Consider the following 20834-nt stretch of genomic DNA (forward strand, 5'->3'; position numbering starts at 1 on the left):
ATCACGGTGCTTCGATAACCTCTCGCAACAGGGCCAGGAATTCGAGCGCGAGCGCGCTGGGCGGTCGATCCAGCAGATGCATAGCGTGCACGTCGAACGTCAGCGGTGGCTTCAGCGAGCGCATCGCCAACCCCGGCGCCATCGATGCCTCCGCAGTGAAATTATCGACGATCGTCACGCCCACACCGGCCCGTACCAGAGCGGCGGCGATGTAGAAGGTGCGCGCGGAGGCGACTTCGTCCAGATCGAGCGCGAGGCGATCGAGTTCCGTACTGAACAATTGCCCGATCGGCCCGCTGGCGGCTAGCGTGATGAACGAATGCCCGGCCAGGCGCGTCAGTTCGACGCGCGACGGCGCATCGGGCATGTCCTGTTCGCGATAGAAGACGACCAGTTCCCCTTCGCCCAGCCAGACCTGACCGAGCGGAGCGCCGCGCGGTACTTCCGCCGCGATCGCAATGTCGGTTTCGCGCTCGTAAAGTTTGCGGAGGAGGTCGTTGTGGTGGACGGTGTGAAGATCGAAGCGAACTTCGGGGTGAAGCTGGAGGAAGCGGGAGACGGCGGTGGGGAGGGCGCCGAGCGCGAGGCTGGGCAGGGCGGAGATGCGCAGCGTGGTGCCCGCCCCGGTGCGCAGGTTGCGCCCCGCCTCGCGCAGGGCGCGGACACGTTCTTGAATATCGGCGACATTTCCGAACAGCGCGTGCGCATCCTCGGTCGGGACGAGCCGGCTGTTGGTCCGCTGGAACAGTTCGAAGCCCAGCAAGGTCTCCGCATGACGCAGCGTCTTGGACACCGAAGGCTGCGAAATGTTCAGCGCGCGCGCCGCCGCGCTGACCGAGCCGTTTACGTAAACCGCGTGAAAAATCTCGATATGGCGAAGATTCACGACGCCGGGCACCCCGCCGGTTTCGGGCGAAGCAGCACGCGACCGGCCGCGGCACCGGTCGTCACTCCGTTCGACAGAGCCAGTTTGCCGTTGACGAACAAGGCCCTGACCCCGACGCTGGGCACGCGCGGACGGATATAGTCCGCACGCGGGGCATAGCGGACCGGATCGAACACGACGACATCCGCGAAATAGCCCGGCCGCAGATAGCCGCGACGATCGAGCCGGTACATATCGGCGGTCAGCCCGGTCGAATGGCGGACGAAATTGCGGAGCGTGATGACCTTCCGCTCGCGCACATAGGCCTGATATTTGCGCGGGAAGGTGGCGTATTGGCGGGGATGACCGTCGGATCCGTCCGAACTGGTCACGACCCACGGCTGCTTCATGATCAGATCGACGTCGCGGTCGGCCATGTTGAAGCTGGCGACGCCGACCCCGGCCGGGCCGGTGCCGGCGGGATTGGCGACGCGCAGGATGCGGATCGCGGCATCGACCGGGCTGAGGCGCCAGGCCGTCGCCATCTGGCCCAGCGTCTTGCCGGTCCAGGGCTGACCCGCGCTGGTCAGCAGGATCGATTCCGGGCCGCCCCGGCGCCGGAGATTCTCGACCATCTCGATCTTGATGCGCCGGAGCGTGGCGGGATCATCGAAGCGCGCGATCATCTTCTTATAGCCGCCATCGCTCGCCCCGCGCGGCAGCAACGAGGCATCGACACTGGAGCCGGAGGCGAGCCAGGGATATTGATCGGCGGTGACGTTCTGCCCGGCGGCCCGCGCCGCCTCGATCGTCGCGATCAGTTCGGGTGCCTCGCCCTGTACGTCCACGCCCAGCGCCTTGAGGTGCGCGAAATGGACCGGCATCTTCGCCTCGCGCCCGATCTGGATCGCTTCCTTGGTCGAGCCGATCAGGCCGATCGTATAGCTGGATTCGTCGCGCTGGTGCGTATCGTAGATGCCGCCGCGGCTGCCCGCCTCGCGCGCGACGGCGACGACCTCGTCGGTCTTGGCGAAACTTTGCGGCGCGTAGAACAGGCCGGTCGAAAGACCGTAGGCGCCCTCGCACATACCCTTTGCGGCCAACGCGCGTTCCCGCGCCAGTTCGGCGGGGTTCGGCGCGCGATCGTCTTGTCCCAGCACGCGCGCGCGGATCGCGCCGAAGCCGACGAACGGCACGAGATTGGTGCCAACGCCCGATGCGGCCAGCGCCCTGGCATCGTCCGCGATATCGGGCGTGCCATAGCCATCGACGCCGGTGACGATCGTCGACACGCCCTGTGCGAGCCACGGCAGGTTGAGCCGCTGCTTTGCATCCTTCGAGCGGATATAGGTGTCGGGATGCGTGTGCGCGTCGATGAAGCCGGGGGCGACGATCTGCCCCCTGGCATCGATCACGCGGCCGGCCGGTGTCCGTCGCGCCGGGCCGACATAGACGACCCGGTCGCCCTTGATCTCGACATCGCCGACGATCGGTGCGGCGTCCTCGCCCGAATAGATCGTTCCGCCGCGGATCACGACATCGACCGGCGCCGCCGACAGCGCCGGGCCGGTGACGGTGACGAGCAAAGCAGACAGGAGGAGGCGGTTCATCGGCGGTTCCCGTTGATCGGAGTCTGTGGCCGGAGCGTGGTCCGTCTGGCGACATGCGCATCGACCGCGGCACGACTGAATATCATCGGTTGCAGCGCGCCCGCGATCCACGGCGCATATTGATCGCGATAGTGCGGCGAGCGCGGATCGTTCGACTGGCCGGGCAGGTTGATCATCAGCGAATTGTCCCAAGCCCCCACGTCGATGACCTGGATATAGCTGGCCCCGCCACTGGCGCGCCAGCCGGGACCGTTGCCGAGCCAGCGGGCCATGACGGTGTAGGAATCGCCGCCGCTGCCCGCGCCCTCGATCGCGGGGAAGGCGGCGGCGATCGCCGGGACGCGGGCCAGCGGGTGCGTGATGCGAACCTGATGCAGCGTGCCCCACCGCCACGCGGCAGTATCCGCGCCGAGCAGCCCACGCGCCGACGCCCAGGCGGAGGCCAAGGCCGCATCGAACATCGCGTCGCGCGCGGCGACCGGATCGGTCCCGAGCCGCGCGTCGGGCCGGGCCAGCAGGCCCAGCAGCACCGAGGGCGCTATCTCCGTAACGAGCGTCCGGGCGCGCTCCGGCACGATCGCCGCGAGCATGCGCTTGCCGAGATCGCGCCACAGGATCTCGAACAGCGCGGCCGGGGCGCTGGCGGCGTCGATATGGCCGTCCCAGCGGCGGAGCATATCGGCGGCATCGGACCGGCGCGCGGGGAGCAGGGCGATCAGCTGTCGCGCGGGGGTGGAGAGCGTATCGTGTTGCAGCTTCACGCTGTCTTCCAGACCGTGCTTGGTCTGCGTGGACAGCACGTCCGCGATCCGTTCGTAGCGATAGGGGTCGCGGAACGAGAAAGCGGGAATGCGGTCGCGCGGCCAATCCGGCGGCAGATTGTCCTGATTGGCGGAGGCGAACCAGCCCTTTCTCGGATTATACTCGCTCGGCAGCGAGGCGAAGTTGCGCATTCCGGTCCAGTCGAAGCGGCCATCGCCCGGCACCGGCAAAAGCCCCTCGCCCTGCTTGCGCACGGGGGCGAAGCCGATCACCTGCCAGCCGGTATTGCCGTCCACATCGGCGTAATGGAAGTTGGTGGGGGAGGGGTGCAGGCGGAACGCCTCGCGCAACGAAGTCCAGTCGGTCGCCAGATTGATCGCGATCATCGCGAACGACCCGGCACCACCCGGCTGCATCGCGACCGAGCCAATCGCGGTGGCACGATGCTTTTTCGGATCGTGCGAGATGACCGGGCCTTGCACCGAATAGCGCAACGTGACGGGATACGGCTTGCCGTCCTTGACCGGAATCGCGACGTCGAAGCGCTGGAAACGTTTCCAGCCGCCGGCATGACGATAGCGTTCGGCATCCTGGGGATGCAGTTCGAGGACGAACAGATCCTCCTGGTCGATATGGAAGTTGGTCCGCCCGAACGCGAAGCGATCGGTATGGCCCTGCATGATGCCGGGCAGACCGGGCGCACCGCCGCCGATCACGTCCAGCCCCGGCGCGGTCAGATGCGCGACGTGACGCGGGCCGAACCCGCCGATGCCGAGATGCGGATCGTTGGCGAGGATCGGGCGACCCGTGGCACTGCGCGAAGGCGCGATCGTCCAGGCGTTGCTGCCGGCATTCGCACGCTCCGTCAGCGCGTCGTTCTGGCTCGACGTCGGCGTTTCGGGGCCGAACGGCAGCGCGCCCAGACGCATCACGCCCAGATCGGCCTCGGATACGGCGGCGGTATCGAGGCCGGCGGGCACGGTCATCTTCCATGCCGGGCGCAACGGGGCGACCACCGCATCCAGATCGAGCAGCCCGAGCGCGGCGAGCTGCGCGCGGCGCACCTCGTCATCGGCATTGCCGATCGAGGCGCCGCGGGCGAGCACCAGTTCGCGCACGTCCCACTTCATCGGCTTCACGCCCAAAATGGTATATTCCAGCGGCAGGAGCGCAGGATCGGCAAGCACTTCGTCGATCCGGGCGTTGACGCCCGCGACATAGGCGCGCGCGCAGGCCAGCACGTTGGCCGGGACACGCTGCAATTCGGCGTCGATATCGCCGCGATAGTGGAACAGGCGGGCGACCGCGTCATAGCGCGCGAAATCGGCGCCATAGACTTCGGCCATCCGGCCCAGTTCGCGGCGATGCCCGAAATCGATCTGGAACAGCCGGTCGCGCGCCACGACATAGCCCTGCCCGAAGAACGCATCCGGGATCGACTGCGCGCGGATGTGGGGAACGCCGTGGACGTCGTCCACGATCTCGATCGGGCCGTCGTGCGCGACCGAGGTTGATCCGGGCCGATCGACCCCCTTCCGATCGGCTTGCGCGATCAGCGTCGGGGCGAGGGCGAGCGTCGCAACCGACCCGCAAAGGAACAATCGGCGGTCGATCATGGGCACCTTTCTCGTTGTGGACCCCCCACCGAAGGTACCGCGGCTTTCCGAGGTGCGCGGTATGGCAAGCACTGTGCGGACCATAGGCCATGTTTATGGCCGCGAGCCATAGGCCACGGTTATGGCTCCATGAAGAGATTTCAATATATCAGTGGGTTGACGCAGAATGCTGCGAAAGCGCACCTTCTCCCATCCGACACGGCCGGCGCACACTTCCAGGGAGGATGCGACCGATCGGCGGATCCGCAGGCGAAACGACGGCACCGGCGGCACTGAATCGCGACGCGCAGCGACATTTGGGGGCGAAATGAAGAATTCCGTATTATTCGAGCGACATCACCAACCTGACCACCGCGTCCAGCTGGGCTGCGCTTGCTGTCGCCCTGGGCCTCGCATCGCCGGCACTGGCGCAGACGGCACCGGCCCAGACCGATGCCGTCCAAGCGGGAACGCAGACCGAAACCGCTGCGGTCAAGACCGACCCGCCGGCGCAGGAGGGGGGCGAAGACGGTATCCTCGTCACCGGTTCTCGCGTCGCGCGCAACGGCTTCCAGGCGCCGACCCCGGTGACCGTGCTGACGCAGGAAGAGATCCTCAACCAGTCGCCGACCAACAATATCGCCGATTTCGTCAATCAGCAGCCGGCGCTGGCCGGATCGACCCGCCCGGCCAATTCGCGCCTGAACCTGTCGAGCGGCCAGGCCGGCATCAACGCACTGAACCTGCGCAACCTGGGCGAGACGCGCACGCTGGTGCTGCTCGACGGGCGGCGGTCGGTCGGATCGACGATCACCGGGCTGGTCGACGTCAACACGATCCCGCAGTCGCTGGTGAAGAGCGTCGAGGTCGTCACGGGCGGCGCCTCCGCCGCCTACGGCTCGGACGCGGTCGCCGGCGTGGTCAATTTCGTGCTCGACAAGAAGTATAAGGGCATCAAGGCGACGATCGACAGCGGCGTGACCGACAAGGGCGATGGCGGAAACTATTCCGCCAGCATCGCCGGCGGTTTCGCGTTCGGCGGCGACGATCGCGGGCACGTCCTGCTATCCGCCGAGATCGCGCATCGCGACGGCATCTTCCAGGTCGATCGCGACTGGAATGCGACCGGGTTCGTCCGGATCACCAACCCCGCCTACAATGCGACGACGAACTTCACGGTGCCGCAATTCCTGATCCGCAAACAGGTCGGCGCGGCGAATTCGACACCGGGCGGATTGATCACCGGATCGGCCGGCGGCACGGCGAACCGGCTGCGCGGCATCTATTTCGGACAGAACGGCGCGCAGCAGCAATATCAGTACGGCGCGCTGACCTTCCCCGCGGTGAACGGTACCGCTGCCCCAACGCTGACGCAGGGCGGGGACTGGCAGGTAAACGATTCCGGCCGCCGTATCGGGCTCGACCCGCGCGACGATCGGCATGGTGTGTTCGGGCGCGTCAGCTACGAGCTGGCGGACAATGTCGAGCTGTTCGCCGAGGGTGCGTACAACAAGCAGAAAGTGTTCTTCAACGCCGGCCCGAACCTGTCGACCGGCATTGCCCTGACGGCGACCGGGTGCGACACCGCCGCGACGGCTGCCGCCGCGCCGCTGACTTGCAACGCATTCCTCTACAATGCGCTCGGGCCGACGCAGCTTGCCGGCATCACCAGCGTGACGCTGGCGACGACCGCCGCCGACCTGCCGTTCCGCGGCGTGGACAACAAGCGCGAGGTGCAGCGTTATGCCGCCGGGCTGGAAGGCACGGGCGACATGTTCGGCAAGAACGCGACCTGGAACGTCTATGGCCAATACAGCCGGGCCAAGCTGCGCGAACAGTTGCGCAACGTGATGAACATCGCGCGGATGAACAACGCCACCGCGGCGGCGTTCGCCCCGGCCGGCAATAGCGGGGGCTATGCCGCCGGGTCGATCCAGTGCCTGATCAACGTGGATGCGAGCACGACCAACAACGATCCAGCCTGCGTCGCGCTCAACCGCCTGGGTGTCGGCGTCGCCAATCCGGCGGCGATCGCCTATGTGCTCGGCGATCCGTATCGCGACGAACTGGTCGAGCAGTACAATGCCGCGGCCAACCTTTCGGTCACGCCATTCTCGACCTGGGCCGGCGATGTCAGCATCGCGGTGGGTGCCGAATATCGCAAGGAGAAGATCAGCGGGTTCGTGCCGGATCAGTTCCAGCCGCTGACGACGCTGGACGCGAACAACCGCCCGACGACGACCAATCGCTGGTCGGTGGGCAACTACCTGCCGACCAACGGCAGCTACAACGTCAAGGAAGCGTATCTCGAAACGGTCGTGCCGCTCGGCTTCGGGCTGGAATTCAACGGGGCCGTGCGTGCGACGGACTATTCGACCGCGGGCTATGTCACGACGTGGAAAGCCGGCGCGACGTGGCAACCGATCGAGGACATCCGCTTCCGCGTGACGCGATCGCGCGACATCCGGGCGCCGAACCTCAACGAATTGTTCGCCGCCGGGTCTGCGAACAGCGATTCGGTGCGCAATCCGGCCTTCACCAACGACGGGGTGAACGGGCCGGCGACGTTCGGCTATTCGGCGGTGGTGACGGGCAACCTCAATCTCAAGCCCGAAAAGTCCGACAGCTGGAACATCGGGGCGGTTCTGTCGCCGCGGTTCCTGCGCGGCTTCAACCTGTCGGTCGATTACTTCCGGATCGACCTGAAGGACGCGATCAGCACGTTCGGGGCGCAGGACATCATCAACCTGTGCTTCCAGGGGCAGCAGCAATTCTGCGACGCCTATACGACGGATCCGGCGCGCTCGACGCCGGGCCAGCCGTACCTGCAGTTTCGCAGCCAGCCGTTCAATGCCGCGAGCCAACTGGTGCGCGGGATCGACATCGACGGGTCGTACCGGCTGCCGCTGGACCGTATCTTCGACAATGCGGAGGGCGCGTTCACGCTGCGCGGCGTGGCGACGCGGTACATCGACAACCTGTTCAACAGCGGCGTGCCAAGCACGGTGGTGCTGAATTCGGTGGGCGTGAATGGCGGGCAGGCGACAACGCCGAAGTGGATCTACCGCGTCAGCGCCGGGTATGACACGCCGAGCTTCTCGATCACCGCGGTCGGGCGCGGGGTGAGTGCGGGCAAGTATGTCGCCAACGGCATCGAGTGCCAGACCAGCTGCCCCGCCTCGACGACGCAGTTCCCGACCTATGACAACAACCGCGTGTCGGGGGTGTTCTACGCCGATCTCAACCTGACCGCGAAGGTGACGATGGGCGGGACGGACGGGCAGGTGTTCCTGAACGTCACCAACCTGTTCGATCGCTGGCCGCTGCTGCTGCCGGAAACGGGGCTGGCGGCGAACAGCACCTATTCGGATCTGCTGGGCCGCGCCTTCCGGGTCGGCGTGCGGTTCGAGATGAAGTGAGGGACAGGGCCGGCGCGCGGGTGCGCCGGCCCTGCCGCGTGGCGGATCAGACGACGTCGAGATCGGTGACGAATTCGTAGCGGTCGCCGCGATAGACCGATCGGGTGAATTCGACGAAGCGGCCGTCGGGCGTGCGCGTGCGGCGTTCGATGCGCAGCACTTCGGAATTCTGCTGGACGCTGAGGATGCCCGCCTCGGTCGGCGTGGCGAGCGAGGCGCGGACGCGCTGGGTGCCGGAGGTCGGGCGGTTCCCGTGCCGCTCCAACGCCTGATACAGCGAATCGCCGAGGCTTTCGAGATCGGGCATGAACTCCGCCGGGATGACGGCATGTTCGATCGCCAGCGGCTCGCCACCCGCCAGCCGGACGCGGCCGAGCCGGGCGACGCGCGCGGTGGGCGGCAGGCCGAGTGCGGCCGCCTCCTCCTCGGTCGGCAGCGCATAGGATTTGTAGATCCACACCACGCCCGGATCCTCGCCGCGCGACCGGGTATCGTCGCTGAAGCTGCTGAGCTTCGCGCCCGGCGCCTCGATCCGGCGCGCGACGAAGGTGCCCGATCCCTGTTTGCGGACCAGCACGCCTTCGTCGATCAACTGCTTGATTCCCTTGCGCACGGTGACGCGCGACAGGCCCGCCATCTCGCTCAGGTCGCGTTCGGACGGCAGCGCGCCGCCGGGATGGATTCCGCCGCCACTGATATGGTCGCGCAGGCTGCGCGCCAGTTGCAGGTACAGCGGCGTCCCTTCGCCGCTGCGCGTCAAGGCGATGTCGCGCAACGCGCTCACGGCTGCGCGTCCAGTTGCCGGATCGCGCTGCGCAGGTTGCCGCCGTGGGATTCGAGCAGAGAATGCGCTGCATCTACGGGCAGGCCCATCGCCACGATCACGGCGGTACGAATATCGTTTTCCGCCGCATCCAGTGCCCGTGCCGCCATGTCCCCATCCACCCCGGCAAGATCCTGAACCATGCGCAGACCACGGTGCAACAGCTTGGCGTTGGAGATGCGCATCGCCACCATCCGGCCGCGATGGACTAGGCCCAGCCGCACCATGATCGCGGTCGACAGCATGTTGAGTACCGCCTTTTGCGCGGTGCCGGCCTTCATCCGGGTGGAACCGGCAAGCACTTCGCTGCCCGTCACCGCGACGATCGCATGGTCGGCGGCGTCGGCCAGGATGGTCGCGGGATTGTTGACGATGGCGATGGTCAGCGCGCCGGCAGCGCGCGCGCGTTCGATCGCGGCGACGGTATAGGGCGTGCGCCCGCTCGCCGCGACGCCGATCACCACGTCGGCCGCAGTGATGACGCATCCGTCGACATCCGCCCGCGCGGCGTCGACATCGTCCTCCGCACCTTCATACGCCACGGTCAGCGCGCCGATGCCACCCGCCATCAGGAAGACGAGCCTTTCCATCGGCCAGCCGAAAGTCGGATGCAGTTCGGTGCCGTCCTGCACCGCGAGCCGCCCCGACGTACCCGCGCCGACGAAGATCAACCGGCCGCTCCGGCCGAGCCGCCCGGCAGCCGCTTCGGCGGCCTGCGCGATCGCAGGCGTCTGCGACTGGATCGCGGCGATGGCGGCCATCTGGCCCTCCAGCATCGCCTCGACCGCGAGCTGGGTCGGCCAGAGGTCGAGATCGAGATAGCGGGGGTCGAGCGTTTCGGTGTTCATGATATCCTGTGTCCCCGGAATTCGAGACGTCGCGGGCCGCGCCGTTTGCTAGGGTGCCGCAGGGGTCGATTGCGCGGCAGCAGTGCCCGGAATCTGCGCGAGCGCGGCGGCCAATACGGTCATGGCCACGGTTTGCCGGTATGACTTCACCATTTGCGTATCCCTCACTTTTTGCGTCCCCGAACGGCTGGTCTGTCCGTCGTTCCGGGCTGAGGCGTATCGCCCGACGGTGCGGCAGGACTCGATGTTCGTGCCGACTATGAATAGCTGTCATAAACACGTCAACGGGTGGTAGCAGTATTGGTATTATGGATCTCCGCCTTTGCTAACATACGCACGGAGGGATCGCGCGGATGCGGCCGCATCGATGCAAACCAATCTAAGGCCACTTGCTCGATACCGTCGACTGGTATCTAGTGTCTCGGATGGTTGCGAAGGGTGACTCGATGACGGGTTCGGGCAGCGGGGCGACGCCTCGACCGGAAACGCTGATGGCGCGCGAGGCCCGCGAGGCGCCGGCGCGGTGTGTCGAGCAGCTTCGATCGAATGCCGATCTCGTGCGCGAGGCCGGGCGGCAATTGCGCGCGCTGGCGCCCCCGTTCGCCGCGACGCTGGCGCGGGGCAGTTCGGATCAGGCGGCGGCGTTCGCCAAGTTCCTGTTCGAGACCCATGGCGGGATGCCGACCCTGAGCCATGCGCCGTCCACCGGATCGCTGTACCACGCGACCTCGCCAAACTTTCGGGGCGTGCCGCTGATCGCGATCTCGCAATCGGGTCGCAGCCCGGATCTGCTGGCCGCGGCGGACGATGCGCGGGCGAAGGGGGCGGTGATCGTCGCCTTGGTCAACGATGCGTCGTCGCCGCTGGCCGAGCGCGCGCAGATCTTCGTCCCGGTGCAGGCCGGCCCCGAAACCAGCGTGGCGGCGACGAAGAGCTTCATCTGTACATTGGTCGCCTCGCTGCATCTCGCCGCCGAATGGAGCCAGGACGTCGGGCTGCTGGGGGCGCTGGGCGATGTGGGCGCGGTGCTGGAGGCGGCGGCGGGGGCGGATTGGACGGCGGCGGTCGAGCCGTTGCGCGACGCGAGCGAGATGCTGGTGCTGGGGCGGGGGCCGACCTTGCCGATCGCGGGCGAGGCGGCGTTGAAGCTGAAGGAGACGTGCAACCTGCATGCCGAGGCGTTCAGCAGTGCGGAAGTCGCGCATGGGCCGATGACGTTGGTTGGGCCGGGTGACCCGGTGCTGGCGCTGGCGCCGCTCGACATCGCGCGGACTGGCCTTCGCGAACGGCTGGAGGATTTCGCGGCGCGCGGTGCGACGGTGATCGCGGCGGGATCGGCGGACGACGTGGCGCCAGCCGCGATCGTCCTGCCGATGCGCACCGACGTGCATCCCGCGCTGGCCGCGATCGCGCAGATCCAGAGTTTCTACGGGCTGGCCAATGCGCTGTCGTTGGCGCGCGGCTACGATCCCGATCGGCCGCCGCATCTGAACAAGGTGACGCGGACGTTATGACGGTTCGGGCTCTTTCCGGCGCGCGGATCGTGCTGGCCGACCGGGTCGTCGAGGGGCAGGCGCTGGTGGTCGACGGCGACCGTATCGTCGGTTGTGTCGCGGCGGATGCGATCCCGGAGGACGCTACGGTCCGCGATCTGGGTGGCGGCTGGCTGCTGCCGGGCTTTATCGACACGCAGGTCAATGGCGGCGGCGACGTGCTGTTCAACGACCGGCCGGACATCGAGGGGATCACCGCGATCGCGGCGGCGCATCGGCGGTTCGGGACGACCGGTATCCTGCCGACGTTGATCAGCGACTATCCCGATATCGTCGATGCGGCGATCGCGGCGGGAGAGGCGGCGATCGCCGCGTGCGTGCCGGGCGTGCTGGGCGTGCATATCGAGGGGCCGCACCTCAACGCCCAGAAGAAAGGCATTCACGATCCGACCCGCTTCGCACCGATCGACGATGCGGTGATCGCGCGGCTCGGTGCGCCGACCGCCGGCCGGCGGATCGTCACGCTGGCGCCCGAACTGGCACCCGAGGGCACGGTGCATGCGCTGGCCAAGGCCGGCATACTGGTCTGCGCCGGGCATAGTATGGCCGGATATGACGAAACGCGTGGGGCGCTTGCCGAAGGATTGGCGGGGTTCACGCACCTGTTCAACGCGATGACGCAATTCCTCAGCCGCGAGCCAGGTATGGTCGGTGCGGCGCTGGAGGACCGGGCGAGTCATTTCGGGCTGATCGTCGACGGCCTGCATGTCCACCCGGCGGCGTTGCGCGTCGCGATCCAGGCGCGGGGCATTGAGGGTGCGATGCTGGTGACCGATGCGATGCCGCCGGTCGGCGGGCAACGCGACCGTTTCACGCTGATGGGACAGGAAATACGCGTCGTGGACGGCACGTGTCGCGGTCCTAACGGCACGCTCGCCGGATCGGCATTGTCGATGGTGCAGGCGCTGCGCAATGCGATGGACCTGTTAGGCTGCGACATCGTCACCGCGTCACGCATGGCAAGCGGCAATCCGGCGGCGTTCCTGCGGCTGGCCGATCGAACCGGTGCGATCGCGCCGGGTCTGCTCGCCGATCTGGTGCATCTCGACAGCGATCGGAACGTCACCGCGACGTGGATCGGCGGCGCGCATCAGGATCACCGCGCGTGACGCCGGCATCGCCAGCAAACCTGTGGATGAGCGGAGTTCGGCAATGAGCTATTTCCTCGGGATCGATGCAGGCGGCAGCAATTGCCGTGCCCGGCTGATCGACGCCGGAGGCGTGGTGATCGGGGAGGGGCATTCCGGCCCGGCCAATGCGCGCATGGGTGTCGAACCGCTTTATGCGACGTTGATGGAAACCGCACGCCAGGCCTTGGCCGAGGCAGGATTGACCGACACCCACCGGGCGACGATCCGTGCAGGCATGGGCATTGCCGGGATCACGCGGCTGGGCATGCGTGAATCGCTGGAGGCGCACGATTTCGGCTTCGCATCCGTCGAATTCGCGACCGATGCGCAGATCGCCAATATCGGCGCGCATGGCGGGCGGGACGGCGCGATCCTGATCATCGGTACGGGCAGCGCGGCCAAGCTGCGGATCGATGGGCAGGACTATACGATCGGCGGATACGGTTTTCCGATTTCGGACGAAGGCAGCGCCGCCGCGCTGGGATTGAGCGCGATGCGCCACGCGTTGCGCGCGCTGGACGGGCGGACGCGCAAGACCCCGCTCAGCGCTGCGGTGACGGAGCGGTTCGATCACGATACGGCGCAGGCGATCGCGTGGATGGATACGGCGACGCCTCGCGATTACGGCATGTTCGCCCCCCTGGTGATGGACTATGCCGAGGCGAACGATCCGATCGCGCGGTCGATCGTGGAACATGCGGCCAACCATATCGAACGGTTTATCGAGACGATCTTCGAACGCGGAGTCGCTCGCTGCACCTTGGTCGGCGGGCTCGCGCCGCGGATCAGCCCGTGGCTGCGCGCGCGTACCGTCGAGCGGCTTAGCCCGCCGATGGGCGATGCGCTTGACGGCGCGCTGCGGCTTGCGGGATATGAGCCTTTAGTTTGAGCGCCTAATCCCTTGGCCATTCTGGACAGATGCTTCGACGTGCCCGGCACGAACGGGATGTCAGGACGTCCAACCCGGACATAGTCGCAAGTTATGCCACGGCTATGCAATCGAACGCGCGACGCGCTTGACCGCAGATCATAAACTTCATCCTCACGTGCCAAGAGGTTTTTGAATGATCCGCAGTCCGTACCTGTTGTACCTGGGCCATTCCAACGACGAAGTCGGCATCAAGACCTCGCGCGGGCTGGCGGTGTTCCGGCCGGACGATTGCGTCGGCGAGTTCCGGTACGACGATTGCGGGCTGACGCTCGGGTTGCCTCGCATGACGCTGACCGAAGCGGTTGCCGCGGGGGCGAAGACTATAGTGCTCGGCATCGCCAATGCCGGGGGAAACTGGGCGACGATCTGGTCCGGGATGCGCTGGCGGCGATCGAGGCCGGGCTGGACGTCGCGTCCGGGCTGCACAACCGGCTGCGTGACGAGCCGCAGCTCGTCGCGGCGGCGGAGCGACACGGCCTGGCGCTGCACGACGTACGCGATCCGCGCCCCGACATTCCGATCGGCAACGGCAAGAAGCGCGCGGGCAAAAGATTGCTGACGGTCGGCACCGATTGTTCGGTCGGCAAGATGTATGCGACGCTGTGTCTGGAACGCGGCATGCGTGCGCGCGGCATTCACGCCAATTTCCGCGCCACCGGACAGACCGGGATCCTGATCGCCGGGGACGGCGTACCGCTGGACGCGGTCGTCGCCGACTTCATTTCCGGCGCGATCGAGCAGATCTCGCCCGACCGCGGCGAGGGCTGGGACCTGATCGAGGGGCAGGGGTCGCTGTTCCATCCCTCCTTCGCCGGCGTCTCGACCGGCCTGCTGCACGGCGCGCAGCCCGATGCGCTGGTGCTGTGCCACGATTCGGTGCGCGAGCATATGCGCGGCCTGCCGCATTACGCCATGCCCGGCCTGCGCGAGACGCTGGAGGCGAACCTGTCCGTCGCGCGGCTGACCAATCCGGACGTCCGGGCGGTCGGCGTCGCGCTAAACACGTCGAAGCTTTCGCCCACGGAGGCGGAGCGGTTGTGCGGTACGACGTCGGACCTGCTCGGGCTTCCTTGCACCGACCCCTTCTCAATGGGCGTGGACCCGATCATCGACTGGATCGACGAATGCTTCGAACCCTCTCCGCGCGTCGCGACGCTTTCCCTCTAGCGACACCGTTCCGCATTTCGCGCGGGGTGAAGACCGTGGCGGATGTGGTGACGGTCGAGATCGCCGCGAACGGCGTCGTGGGGCGTGGCGAGGGCGTGCCCTATGCGCGTTACGGAGAGACGATGGAGAGCGTGCTCGCCGAGATCAAGGCGGTGCGCGCGGCGATCGACGACGGTGCGACGCGAGACGATCTGCAGCAGATGATGACGGCAGGCGCTGCGCGCAACGCAGTGGATTGCGCGCTGTGGGATCTCGACGCGAAGCTGTCCGGGCGCGGGGTGACCGATACGCTGGGGCTGCCGAGGATCGCATCGACGGCGACGGCGATGACGGTCGGACTCGATACGCCCGATGCGATGGCGCTGGCGGCACGCGCGCTGGCGAACGTGCCGCTGATCAAGATCAAGGTCGATCGCAGCGATCCGGAAGCGCAGATCCGTGCCGTACGCGCCGAAGCGCCGGGGCCGCGCATCATCGTCGATCCCAATGAAAGCTGGACGATGGATGAGGTCGAACGGTTGCAGCCGATGCTGGCAGACTTGCGGATCGACCTGCTGGAGCAGCCCCTGCCGGCCGATGACGATGCCGCATTGGACGGCTTCGCCCCGCTCGTGCCGATCGCCGCGGACGAATCCGCGCATGTCGCCGAGGACATATCTTCGCTGCGCGGCAAATATCAGGTGATCAACATCAAGCTCGACAAGACGGGCGGGCTGACGGGGGCTTTGGCGCTGCTGGATGCGGCGCGGTCGGCCGGGCTCGGCGTGATGACGGGCAGCATGATCTGCTCATCACTGTCGATCGCACCGGCTTTGATCATTGCCGTCCAATCCAGCTTCGTCGATCTGGATGGGCCGTTATGGCTGTCCGCCGATCGCACGGGCGGGGTGCGCGGCACGGACGGAATACTCTCGCCGCCCGATCCCGGCTTTTGGGGAACGCCGGCCCCGGGGGGCGGATGACGGTTTGCGACGGGCGGGATACGGGAAGCGGGCGAGAGTTTGTCGCCGGTATTCCGTGTCACCTGCTACCCATCGATCGCCGTTCACCCTATCGTGCCGCGCTGCGCCTCGGAATGCAGGGCGTTGCGGTGGCTGGATAAGATGCCGGGCAGGGGGATAGGGTTTGACGATGGGTAAGGCCGGTCCGGCATTCGACAGGGCGCTGGACGCGGTGTTCCGCGAACACCGGCGGTGATGCACGGCTGGTTCGCCATTCCCCTGTGGCAGCGGGTGCTGGGCGGGTTGGTGCTCGGCCTCGTGCTGGCATTGGTCTGGCCGGAGGCAGCACCGAAGGTCGCCTTCCTGGGCGATCTGTTCATCCGCGCGATCCGGATGCTGGTCGCGCCGATCGTATTGGTGACGATCGCGGCCGGTATTACCTCGCTGGCCGACCCGAAGCGGCTGGGGACGCTGGGGGGACGCGCCGTCGGGCTGTTCGCAGCGATGACGTTCGTCGCGGTCACGGTCGGTATGGGCGTGGCGATGCTGGTGCGGCCGGGCGTCGGTGCGCCGATTGGTTCCGCCGTGCCCAAGCCGCTCGGCCCGCCCGTCGCGATGTACGACCAGCTGATCGGCATCGTGCCGCTGAACATCGTCGATGCGCTGGCCAAGGGCGACATGCTCGCACTAATCTTCGTCGCGATCCTGTTCGGCATCGGCACGGTGTTGAGCGGGGATGCGGGCAAGCCGTTTGCCGCTTCTCTGCAATCATTGTCCGCGGTGCTGTTGAAGATCGTCGGACTGGTGATGGAATTGACTCCGTTCGGCGTGTTCGCGCTGATCGCCAATGCAGTGGCGACGAACGGCGCGGGCGTGTTCCTCAATATTGGCTGGCTGGCGCTGGCGGTCGTGATCGGATCGCTGGTGCAGATCGTCGTCGTCCACAGCCTGGTGCTGAAATTCGTCGCGCGCGTGCCGGTCCTCCGGTTCTTCCGCGGGATCATCGATGCGCTGGTGGTGGCGTTCTCGACGGCATCGTCGTCCGCTACGTTGCCGGTCGCGATGACCGTCGCGGGCAGGAATCTCGGCATCGGCAAGCCGGTCTATTCGACGGTCCTTCCGCTGGGCGCCACGATCGGGAAGGACGGAACGGCGATGTATGTCGGGCTGCTGAGTGTGTTCAGCCTTCAGGCGTTCGGCGTGCCGATGGATCCCGGCGTCTACGGAATCGTGCTGGTCACGGGCGCGCTCGCTGCGTTCGGCACCGCGCCCGTGCCGTCCGCATCTTTGTTCATGCTGGCCGCCGTATTGTCCGCGGTCGGGGTCGCGCCCGAACAGACCGCGCTGATCGTCGGGTTCGTCCTGCCGTTCGACCGGTTGCTGGACATGACGCGGACCGTGCCGAGCGCCAGCGCGAACCTGACCGTCGCGACCGTCGTCGCGCGGTGGGAGAACGAGCTGGACCAGACGGCGCGGTGAGCGACCCGGTTCGGAAATTCGTGGTCGAGACGGTGTTGTTTCTCGTCGGGCTGATCGTCACGATCGGGCTGCCGTGGCTGGTAATGCGCGCGCTGCGATCCGGTCGGCCGTCGACGACGCCACGCCCGATCACCGACGACGGTGCCGGCGGGAAAGTCATTCCGGTGATCGCCACCTTCAGCGGGCTGCGCGGCCTGCCGTGGATCGGGTTCGCCAGCAACTCGCTCAACCCGCGTCTGGTGATTACCGCGGATGGCATCACGTACCGGGTGATGGCCCAGCGAACCCGACGCTGGAGCGAGGTGGAGGCGATCGACGTGCGCAGTTTCGGGGCGACGGTGAACCTCGGCTTCGTCTTCCGCGGCACGCCCGTCACGCTGGATGCAAATGTGGGTAGCACAATACTGGCGGCGCAGACATTGGCGCTGGTGCCGGATCATGTCGCTTTGACGGATCGTGCGCGATCATTGCCCGCCGACACGCGCTGAGATCCCCGCGGCGCCGAAACCGGCCGTGGGCCCTTTACTTCTGCTCGACAACCTCGCCAGGCGCTTCGCCGGGCTGAACGGTGCCGCGCGTGCTGCGTGCGGTCATGCCGGATGCACTGGCATCGTCGAGCACCTGCTGGTCGGGACCGGCGGTCTCTTCGTCATCCGGCTCCGGCTCGTCGCTGAGTTCGCCGATGGCGTTCGACTGGATGCTGGCATCGGGCGCCGGGACGGCCGGCGCATCTTCGACGTCGCTCATGTTACCGGGCGTTTCGGACGCATCGGGCTCGGGCTGGTCCATATTGGCGACCGGCCGTTCGGGCTCGTCGCGCGAGCAACCGGCAAGCGCGGGCGAGAGCAAAGCGAAGGCCAGCACGGCGGCGGCGGATTTGATGGAGAGGGTGGATTTCATCGGTCGGTCTTTCAAATCGATGCCGGAACCTGACGCGTCTGGCGCGTCACGATCTTGGCGGCGAGCGTCTTATCCCAGCCATAGGGATCGCTGCGGAAGCTCACCATACCGTTGGGGCTGGCGAATGCGGTCCAGTATAACAGATAGACGGCCTCGCGATCGGCAAGAGTTGCGCGCACCGTCTTGCCGCCCGCGATCGTAGAGTCGATCTGTGTCGGAGACCACTCCGCGGTCGTCTTGAGCAACAGCTTCGCGAGATCGTCCGGCCTTTCGAGCCGGACGCATCCGTGGCTCGACAGCCGATCGAACCGCGCGAAGCCCGCCTGCGCGGGGGTATCGTGCAGATAGACGGCGAAGCGATTGTCGAAGTCGAACTTGTACTTTCCAAGCGCGCTGAGTTCCGACGATTGTTGCAGGCGTTTGCCGCCGTTGCCATCCTCGATCACGCGGAAGCCGTTGCGTTTCAGATAGCCGGGCTTGGCTTTCTCCTTCGGCCACAATTCCCGGTTGGCGATCGATGCCGGCACGTTCCAGGGCGGATTGAGGACGATGCTGTGGATCTGTGAGACGAGCATCGGGGTCTCGGCACCCGGCTTGCCCGTGACAACCTTCATCGACATGACCGGCGTATCGCCCTCGAACACGGTAAGGACGGCCGCGGCGATGTTCACCTGGATCCGGTTCTTGGGAAGATCGGTCGGCAGCCAGCGCCAGCGTTCCATGTTCGCCATGATCTGCAGGATCCGCGCCTCTACCGGCACGTTGAGCGCGGCGATCGTTTGTGCGCCGACTGCGCCGGTCGGGTTGAGACCGTAGCGCTGTTGCGCCCGCCGCACCGCCGCCACCAGATTCGCGTCGTAGCGGTCGCCGGTCGCGACGAGCGCCGAATCCTCCAGCGCGATGCGCCGGCGCAATGCGGCGACCGCGGCCCCCTTGCTGTCCGGTTTCACATCGGCCTTGGCCAATGCGGCCCAGCCGCCGGCCGCCGCGATCGAGCGATAGCGGGCCAATCCCGTGACGAGCGTATCATACCCCGCATAAGGCGGCGGCAGCGACGCCACCCATTCGGCCAGCCTGTCGCGCGCCACGGCATCGGCAAAGCCGGGCAATGGATCGTAGGGCTGGGGCCGGATCCCCCATTCCAACTGGAAATCGCTTTCGATCAATCGCCCGGCATGCACCGCGCGGGCATGATCCAGCGCCGCCCGCACGAGCGTATCGCCGTCCAGATTCATCGCCACCGGCGCGGCACCTTCCTGCAGCCCCTGAGCGATCGAATCGGCTGCGATCAGCTTCGCGAGCACTGTCGCCTGCGCCGGCGTCAGGGTGGGAAGGGTCGCCGGAGCCGGATTTACGATCGCGGGGTCGAGCACCAGTTGCTGTGCCGCAATCGGAAACGAACATGCGCACGCCATGAGCGCCAGCGCGGTCCGGATCCGAAGCCTTTTGATCCCCCTAGTCTCTATCATTCAATCCAGTTCCAAAGCTTGTCGCGTCACGGTGGACCGAGGGTTCATAACCCTCGAACCTGAACGCGCTCTGATGAAGGTCGGGCGTGATCGCATGCCTCATAACAAACGAGCGCCGCGTTGGGATGCCCATCCTTAGCATTTTACCGCCATATTGTGCCCTTACAGGAGGTTGGCGGGCCGATCGCAACCCGGGATCGACCGAATCACGGCCAGCGGACACGATCCGTTCAGGTCCGCAGTGTAGCTTGAACCCGTCGTTGAAAGACAATATCCCAGGATTATCGATGCGTGTGACCCTGATATCCCGTGTGCTTCTGTCCGGCATCGCCGCGAGCCTGATGGTTCCGGCAGCCTCGGCGACCAGCTCGACCGAAATGATCGGTTTCGAGCGTGAGCTGCGCGCGCTGGTCGCCACACGCTCGGGGAATACGGCATCGCTGCGCTCGATCTGCGCGATGGCTCGACGGTCTCCGTCAATGGCGACGTTCCATTCCCGATGGCGAGCACGATCAAGATCGCGATCGCGGCGGCATATCTCGCCGAGATCGATCAGGGCCGGCGCGGTTTCGGCGACCTGATCGCCGGCCGTCCCGCGACGAAAGTGCTGGAATTGATGATCATCCGCAGTGACAATCTGGCGGCCGATCAGGTGCTGGCGAGTATCGGCGGCCCCGCCGCACTTCAGCAATGGCTGTCCGCGCACAAGATACCGGGCATCCGGGCCGACCGGACGATCGCCCAGTTGCTTCGCGACCGTGGCCATCTTGCCGACAGGAAGGATGTCGCCACCCCGATCGCCATGGTCACGCTGCTGCAAAAGCTCGACAGTGGCTCCGTATTGTCGGCGCAGAGCCGGACCTTCCTGTTCTCTCTGATGAGCCGGTGCGCGACGGGCACGCGCCGCATTCGCGGGCTGCTGCCGGCCGGCACGCCGGTCGAGGACAAGACGGGCACGCTGGACGGTATCACCAACGATGTCGGGTTCATCACGATGCCCGACGGCCGTCGCCTGGCGGTGGCGGTGTTCGCTCGCGGGGGGCGCGGTCATTCGCCCGTCATCGCCGAGGTGTCTCGCGCGATCTACGATCGCTTCGCCGATACGGCCCGAAACGCGCTCGCCTTCTTCATGCGGATGCGATGACCCGCTCGCCGGGTTGAGGTGCCACTATTTTCGTCAATCCCCCGCCTCACGCCACGGCCCCTCCAACGGAGAGAAGGGCCGAGGCGGGCGTGTCCGGCAAGGCGGTGCGCAACCGCGATCGACCAACGTCTCTTAATCTAAGTCACTGAAATTGCACGGAACGGTGGTCGGCATCGGCCGTTCTTCTGATTGATCGCC

15 protein-coding genes and 1 pseudogene are annotated in these 20834 nt (G+C 66.6%); 9 read left to right on the forward strand and 7 right to left on the reverse strand.

The features are described 5' to 3' along the window. Nucleotide 1: 1 nt before the first annotated feature. From H5J25_RS02610 to H5J25_RS02620, 3 genes are read right to left on the reverse strand one after another with little or no spacing between them, the layout of a single operon-like run. Nucleotides 2-886 carry a LysR family transcriptional regulator gene (locus H5J25_RS02610; RefSeq protein ID WP_202094468.1) on the reverse strand — a complete coding sequence of 295 codons (885 nt, stop codon included), beginning with the start codon at nt 884-886 and terminating at the stop codon, nt 2-4. Continuing rightward, nucleotides 883-2475 carry an N-acyl-D-amino-acid deacylase family protein gene (locus tag H5J25_RS02615; protein ID WP_202094470.1) on the reverse strand — a complete coding sequence of 531 codons (1593 nt, stop codon included), beginning with the start codon at nt 2473-2475 and terminating at the stop codon, nt 883-885. The genes H5J25_RS02610 and H5J25_RS02615 overlap by 4 nt, the downstream gene beginning before the upstream one ends. Beyond that, nucleotides 2472-4853, reverse strand: a complete 2382-nt coding sequence (locus H5J25_RS02620) for a penicillin acylase family protein (protein WP_202094472.1) — start codon at nt 4851-4853, stop codon at nt 2472-2474. Before H5J25_RS02620 ends, H5J25_RS02615 begins: the two co-directional genes overlap by 4 nt. A gap of 512 nt (nt 4854-5365) precedes the next feature. Between H5J25_RS02620 and H5J25_RS02625 the strand changes: the two genes are divergently transcribed. Then, the gene (locus H5J25_RS02625) at nt 5366-8251 is read left to right on the forward strand and encodes a TonB-dependent receptor plug domain-containing protein (protein ID WP_404829604.1); all 2886 of its coding nucleotides are present in this window, start codon (nt 5366-5368) and stop codon (nt 8249-8251) included. Between the two features lie 46 nt (nt 8252-8297). Here the strand turns inward: H5J25_RS02625 and H5J25_RS02630 are convergent, their stop codons facing one another. Further along, nucleotides 8298-9026 carry a GntR family transcriptional regulator gene (locus tag H5J25_RS02630; RefSeq protein ID WP_202095926.1) on the reverse strand — a complete coding sequence of 243 codons (729 nt, stop codon included), beginning with the start codon at nt 9024-9026 and terminating at the stop codon, nt 8298-8300. A 5-nt stretch (nt 9027-9031) separates the two neighbouring features. Continuing rightward, a complete protein-coding gene (locus H5J25_RS02635; protein WP_202094474.1) occupies nt 9032-9922 on the reverse strand; it encodes an N-acetylmuramic acid 6-phosphate etherase in 891 nt (296 codons plus the stop codon). Nucleotides 9923-10368: 446 nt separating this feature from the next. On the opposite strand from H5J25_RS02635, the gene H5J25_RS02640 reads away from it, so the two are divergent. The 7 genes and pseudogenes from H5J25_RS02640 (at nt 10369) to H5J25_RS02670 (ending at nt 17611) form a co-directional block, all read left to right on the forward strand. Then, nucleotides 10369-11436 (forward strand): SIS domain-containing protein, encoded by a 1068-nt coding sequence (locus H5J25_RS02640; RefSeq protein ID WP_225883309.1) that lies wholly within the window; start codon nt 10369-10371, stop codon nt 11434-11436. Next, the gene (gene nagA, locus H5J25_RS02645; protein WP_202094481.1) at nt 11433-12584 is read left to right on the forward strand and encodes an N-acetylglucosamine-6-phosphate deacetylase; all 1152 of its coding nucleotides are present in this window, start codon (nt 11433-11435) and stop codon (nt 12582-12584) included. The genes H5J25_RS02640 and nagA overlap by 4 nt, the downstream gene beginning before the upstream one ends. A gap of 43 nt (nt 12585-12627) precedes the next feature. Further along, nucleotides 12628-13494, forward strand: a complete 867-nt coding sequence (locus H5J25_RS02650) for a BadF/BadG/BcrA/BcrD ATPase family protein (RefSeq protein WP_202094483.1) — start codon at nt 12628-12630, stop codon at nt 13492-13494. A gap of 175 nt (nt 13495-13669) precedes the next feature. Next, nucleotides 13670-14703: pseudogene (gene dgcN, locus H5J25_RS02655) on the forward strand (N-acetyltransferase DgcN). Then, entirely contained in the window at nt 14661-15665 is a 1005-nt protein-coding gene (gene dgcA, locus H5J25_RS02660) for an N-acetyl-D-Glu racemase DgcA (RefSeq protein WP_202094486.1), read from the forward strand. The pseudogene dgcN and the gene dgcA overlap by 43 nt, the downstream one beginning before the upstream one ends. 234 nt (nt 15666-15899) lie before the next feature. Further along, nucleotides 15900-17123, forward strand: a complete 1224-nt coding sequence (locus H5J25_RS02665) for a dicarboxylate/amino acid:cation symporter (RefSeq protein WP_202094488.1) — start codon at nt 15900-15902, stop codon at nt 17121-17123. After that, the gene (locus tag H5J25_RS02670) at nt 17120-17611 is read left to right on the forward strand and encodes a hypothetical protein (protein WP_202094491.1); all 492 of its coding nucleotides are present in this window, start codon (nt 17120-17122) and stop codon (nt 17609-17611) included. The genes H5J25_RS02665 and H5J25_RS02670 overlap by 4 nt, the downstream gene beginning before the upstream one ends. 34 nt (nt 17612-17645) lie before the next feature. On the opposite strand, the gene H5J25_RS02675 is transcribed toward H5J25_RS02670, so the two are convergent. Then, on the reverse strand, nt 17646-18023 hold the full coding sequence (locus H5J25_RS02675; RefSeq protein WP_202094494.1) for a hypothetical protein: 378 nt from the start codon (nt 18021-18023) through the stop codon (nt 17646-17648). An 11-nt stretch (nt 18024-18034) separates the two neighbouring features. Then, nucleotides 18035-19474, reverse strand: coding sequence for a L,D-transpeptidase family protein (locus tag H5J25_RS02680; protein WP_404829605.1), 1440 nt, complete (start codon nt 19472-19474; stop codon nt 18035-18037). Nucleotides 19475-19943: 469 nt separating this feature from the next. Here H5J25_RS02680 and H5J25_RS02685 point away from each other — a divergent pair, with 469 nt between their 5' ends. Further along, nucleotides 19944-20636: a serine hydrolase gene (locus H5J25_RS02685; protein WP_225883481.1), complete on the forward strand. Its 693-nt coding sequence runs from the start codon at nt 19944-19946 to the stop codon at nt 20634-20636. The last annotated feature ends 198 nt before the right edge of the window (nt 20637-20834 follow it).

Source organism: Sphingomonas aliaeris (assembly GCF_016743815.1).
Classification (GTDB): Bacteria; Pseudomonadota; Alphaproteobacteria; order Sphingomonadales; family Sphingomonadaceae; genus Sphingomonas; species Sphingomonas aliaeris.